The following is a 5,124-nucleotide window of genomic DNA, read 5'->3' on the forward strand; positions in this document are numbered from 1 at the left end:
CAACTCGGCACCGACACCCCCGTCATCACCCTCGACGCCCGCCGCCGGGACAGCGCCAAGAGCGCCCTCATCACCCTCGTCGAACACGCCCTGCTCGCCCGGCTCCGCTGAGCGAGGGGGAACCGCACAGCCTCGACGGCCCGTCCCGTGCAACGGGCCGTCGGGGCCGCGACGCTTACCGGCCGGTGTCCTCCGGGGGCCCCGCGCAAGACCCGTGTATAAGCAGCGGATAACAGTTCGGTAGGCATTTTGTGATCAACAATGACTCAGTGTGGCGAATCAGCGTCACTCAGCGCCAGGTGACCACGGTTTTGCTCCGCCATGTCGGTGAATGTCCGGATTGTGCCGACGCGGGTGCCGGACGGCGGCTGTTTGTCCCCCATCCCTGCACGTGCTGAAATTCCAGCTGCCCCTGGATGTCTCCCGTGTCGGCCGGTCCGGCGGCACGTCAGGGCCCGGGGGTAGCGCTGGATTGATCCATGGCCGACAGTCGGCCGAGAGGTAGTTGTCGAGTGAGGCGTAAGCAGCAACCCGCCCCGCAGCGGCGCTCCGAGCCCCGCCAGAGCGAGCCGAACGGTACCCCTGGGGACCCGACCGGATTCTCCGCGTTCACTCCCACCGAGGAACGCGCCCAGACCCCCGTCCCGGCCCCCGAGCCCACGGTCGCACCCACGACGCCCCGCAGTGGCGGCTCGTCGGGCGACGGCGGCGGCTCCAGCCGGTACGACTTCCTCCGCCCGCGCAACTGGCGCGTGCCGACCCGTCTGATCGCGATCCTGCTGATCCCCGTGATCATCAGTCTCGTCTTCGGCGGTCTTCGCGTGAACACCTCGGTCGACGGCTACATCAAGGCCTCCCGCGCCGAGAAGACCGCGGAGCTGGCCAAGGCGGCGACCGAACTCGCCGAGGCGCTGGAGAACGAGCGCGACAAGACGCTGATACCCCTGCTCACCAAGCAGGACCCGAACAACGAGGTGACCAAGCGCCGCAACGACACCGATGCCGCGCTGAAGGCGTACAACGCCGCGTACGAGGCCTCGGACAAGTCCGGTGAGCTCCCCCGCCGCCATGACGCCTTCAGGATCCTGGTCGCCGACCTGCCGCACCTGCGGGCCAACGCGTACAGCCCCGAGCTGTTCCTCAGCGCCACCGCCAACGCCTACTCGGCGATGTTCGCCCCGCTGCTGGCCTACGACAACTCGGTCGGCATGGGCTCCGCCAACGCCACCAGCAAGGGCCGCGCGATCTACGCGATGTCGCTGGCCAAGGCCTCGGCCTCGACCCAGCGCGCGCTGATGCTCAACCTGCTGGTCGGCATCGCGCAGAACACCACCACCCGGTACGAGAACGCCGACGCGACCCAGCAGATCGTGGTCGCGGAGAAGCTGGAGCAGGTCTCCCTCAACGAGTTCAACACCGGTAGCGCCCCCGAGGACGCCAAGAAGTACGCGGAGGCGCAGGTCGCCGTGGCCGCCGCCCAGGATCGCTCGGCGTACAAGATGCCGAACGGCACCGCGCCCACTATGCAGGGCCTGCTGACCCTGGCCGCCGCGTACAGCCAGGCCGCCGCCGAGGGCCAGCTGAAGGGCAAGGCCACCGCCGACGCCGCGTTCGCCGAGGCGAAGAGCGCCGGTCTGACCCCGGACAACTGGAACCAGGCCGCCAACACCCACATCCAGGCCCTGCGGAACACCGAAGAGGCGCTGCTGGACGACGTCCTCAACGACTCCCGCAACCTCAAGGACAACGCGCTCTACGACGCCATCCTCAACACGGTCATCGTCGTCGCCGCACTGATCCTGGCCGGCCTGCTCACCGGCTACGTGGCCCGCTCGATGATCCTCGGCATGCGCACCCTGCGCAGCGCCGCCCTGGAGATCGCCGACCACCGCCTGCCGGACCTGGTCGAGAAGCTCTCCAAGACCGACCCCGACCGGGTCGACACCTCGGTGACCCCGATCCCGCTGCACGGCAAGGACGAGATCGGCGAGGTCGCCCGGGCGTTCGACCAGGTCCACCAGCAGGCCGTGGCGCTCGCCGCCGAGCAGGCCCTGCTGCGAGGGAACGTCAACGCGATCTTCACCAACCTGTCGCGCCGCAGCCAGAGCCTGATCCAGCGCCAGCTGGCGCTGATCACCGACCTGGAGAACAACGAGGCCGACCCGGACCAGCTGGAGAACCTCTTCAAGCTGGACCACCTGGCCACCCGCATGCGCCGCAACGGTGAGAACCTGCTCGTCCTCGCGGGCGAGGAGGCCGGCCGCCGCTGGAACACCCCGGTCCCGCTGGTCGACGTGCTCCGCGCCGCCGCCTCCGAGGTGGAGCAGTACGAGCGCGTCGAGCTCTCCGGCATCCCGGAGGTCGACGTCGTCGGCGCCGCCGTGACCGACCTCGTCCACCTGCTCGCCGAGCTGCTGGAGAACGCCACCTCGTTCTCCAGCCCGCAGACCCGGGTGCTGGTCAACGCGACCCGCCTGCCGGACGGCCGCGTGCTGGTCGAGATCCACGACAAGGGCATCGGCCTCACCGCCGAGGACTTCGCGGAGATCAACGAGAAGCTGGCCGAGCCGCCCACGGTGGACGCCACCATCTCCCGCCGCATGGGCCTGTTCGTGGTCGGCCGGCTCTCCCAGCGGCACGACATCCGCGTCCAGCTCCGCCCGTCCGGCGAGTCCGCCGGCACCACCTCGCTGGTCATGCTCCCGCCGTTCGTCACCCAGTCCGGTGCGATGCCGGAGCCGGAGGAGCAGTTCACCGTCTCCCGCATCTTCGCCGAGCAGGAGCCGACCAACGAGTGGGCGCCGGACGACCGCGCCCGCAGCGCGGCCGAGCTCGGCTTCGACGACCACCTCACCGGCACCGGCAACGCCGGCTCCAGCGGGTTCAGCCCGGCCCTGGAGGCCGTCCAGCGCTCGCAGCGCCTCGACCAGGTCCGCCGCGCGGCCCTGGAGAGCGCCCCGCAGGCGCCGGTGGTGGACGCCGAGGTCGAGGAGGAGTACCAGCAGGGCTACGACCAGTACGCCCCGCAGGGTTACGACCAGCAGCAGGGCTTCGCCGACGACCAGTACGGCTACGACCAGGGCGGCTACCAGCAGGACGGGTACGCCCAGGACGAGTACGACCAGTACGCCCCGCAGGGCTACGACCAGCAGCAGGGCTTCGCCGACGACCAGTACGGCTACGACCAGGGCGGCTACCAGCAGGACGGGTACGCCGACCAGTACGGCCGGCAGGCCGAGGAGTCCCCGGCCGGCCACCCGTACACCCCGGAGCCGCCCGCGCTGCCCGCCGCCGAGCCGCCCACCACCCTGCCGTCCGGGCTGCCGCAGCGCCGCCCCGGCGAGCAGCTGGCGGGCGGTGGCCTCGCCGCCGGTCCGGCCGGCGGCAGCCCGGCCGGCGACAGCCCGAACTGGTTCGCGGGCGCCAAGGACACCTCGGCGCCCGCGGCCCAGCGCGGCCACGACGTGTCCTCGCTCGGCGGGTACGGCCCGACCGGCCCGACCGCCAGCGCCGCCTGGCAGTCGCCGAACGACGGCGACTGGCAGCGGGCCGAGCAGCTGCGCGAGCCCTCCTCCAGCGGCACCACCGGCGCCGGTCTCCCGCGGCGCGTGCCCAAGCAGAACCTGGTGCCCGGCAATGCCCACCAGCCCACCCCGCAGGACGGGCCGCAGGTCTCCCGCAGCCCGGAGGAGGTCCGAGGCCGCCTCACCAACCTGCGCCGCGGTGTGGAGCAGGGCCGCAGCGCCGGTAACACCGGAAGCTTCCGGATCGACCCCGATCAGGTAGACCAGTCCGGCAACGGACAGAACCGGAGCACCGATCTCTTCGGCGGCTCGAACCACCAGGAGCGTTGAGTTGACTCAGATGAGCCAGGCCGCACAGAACCTGAACTGGCTGATCACCAATTTCGTGGACAACACCCCCGGGGTGTCCCACACCGTGGTGGTCTCCGCGGACGGCCTCCTGCTGTGCATGTCCGAGGGCTTCCCGCGCGACCGTGCCGACCAGCTCGCCGCCGTCGCCTCCGGCCTCACCTCCCTCACCTCCGGCGCCAGCCGGATCTTCGAGGGCGGCGAGGTCAACCAGACCGTCGTCGAGATGGAACGGGGATTCCTGTTCCTGATGGCCATCAGCGACGGCTCCGCACTCGCCGTCCTGGCCGCCCCGGACTCCGACATCGGCCTGGTCGGCTACGAGATGGCCCTGCTCGTCGACCGCGCCGGCGCCGTCCTCACCCCCGCACTCCGCGCGGAACTCCAGGGCAGTCTCCTGCACTGACGGTTCGTCGGATACCGTCCAGGTATTCGAAGTACCTCCGCGTCCTTCCCGGGCCCGCTTCGGCGGGCTCGGGTTCGGACGTTGTACGGCCTTCGCACCACCGGCTCCGGACCTGCGCCGAAGCTCGCACCGCACCGCCGCACCCTGTGAGGAGAGGAACCGTGACACCGCCCGACGACCGCAGCGGCCCGTACGGCGTTCCGTACCCTGGCACAGGCCATGACGCCTTCGGAGCACCCGGCGTCGGCCACGGTCAGCAGTACGGCCGGCACCAGTACGGACAGCCCCAGCACCCGTACCCCCGGCCCGAGGAGCAGTACGGCCAGTACGACCAGTACTCCCGGCAGCCCTCGTACGGCGCCCCGGCGCCCGGCTACCCGGCACCGGCGCCCGAGCCGGCCCCCGGCTACCGGCCCGCCCAGGAGCCCGGCCACGTCGAGGAGTTCGAGGACGAACCCGACTCCGGCCCGCTGATCCGCCCGTTCGCGATGACCGGTGGCCGGACCCGCCCGCGCTACGAACTCGCGCTGGAGGCCCTGGTCTCCGCCGACGTCGACCCGCAGCGCCTGGCCACCCTGCTCCCCGAGCACCAGCGGATCTGCACGCTGTGCACGGAGGTCAAATCCGTCGCCGAGGTGTCGGCGCTGCTCTCCCTTCCCCTGGGAGTGGCCCGCATCCTCGTGGCCGACCTGGCCGAGGCCGGCCTCGTCGCCATCCACCAGCCCGCTTCCGGCGGTGAAACCGGAAACCAGCCCGACGTCACGCTGCTCGAAAGGGTCCTCAGTGGACTTCGCAAGCTCTAACGCGGCCGCCCCCACCCGCGCCACCACCTCCGCGAAGATCGTC

The 5,124-nt window shown here is 71.2% G+C and carries 3 protein-coding genes and 1 pseudogene; all 4 read left to right on the top strand.

All coding sequences use genetic code 11. The features are described from left to right. Positions 1-111 (top strand): annotated as a pseudogene (locus tag ACIRRH_RS43700) (ATP-binding protein); the annotation flags it as partial. 401 nt (positions 112-512) lie between these two features. Next, positions 513-3,854: a nitrate- and nitrite sensing domain-containing protein gene (locus tag ACIRRH_RS43705; protein WP_403079059.1), complete on the top strand. Its 3,342-nt coding sequence runs from the start codon at positions 513-515 to the stop codon at positions 3,852-3,854. 10 nt (positions 3,855-3,864) lie between these two features. Continuing rightward, positions 3,865-4,278 carry a roadblock/LC7 domain-containing protein gene (locus tag ACIRRH_RS43710; protein WP_030291361.1) on the top strand — a complete coding sequence of 138 codons (414 nt, stop codon included), beginning with the start codon at positions 3,865-3,867 and terminating at the stop codon, positions 4,276-4,278. A 161-nt stretch (positions 4,279-4,439) separates the two neighbouring features. Next, complete coding sequence (locus ACIRRH_RS43715) at positions 4,440-5,081, top strand: DUF742 domain-containing protein (protein WP_403079060.1); 642 nt, start codon at positions 4,440-4,442, stop codon at positions 5,079-5,081. Positions 5,082-5,124 lie beyond the last annotated feature (43 nt).

It is taken from the genome of Kitasatospora sp. NPDC101235 (genome assembly GCF_044767505.1).
Taxonomy (GTDB): domain Bacteria; phylum Actinomycetota; class Actinomycetes; order Streptomycetales; family Streptomycetaceae; genus Kitasatospora.

Bases quoted from the DNA above. Each gene is read 5' to 3' on its own strand.
- ACIRRH_RS43710 (WP_030291361.1), top strand. From the start codon at position 3,865: ATGAGCCAGGCCGCACAGAACCTGAACTGGCTGATCACCAATTTCGTG.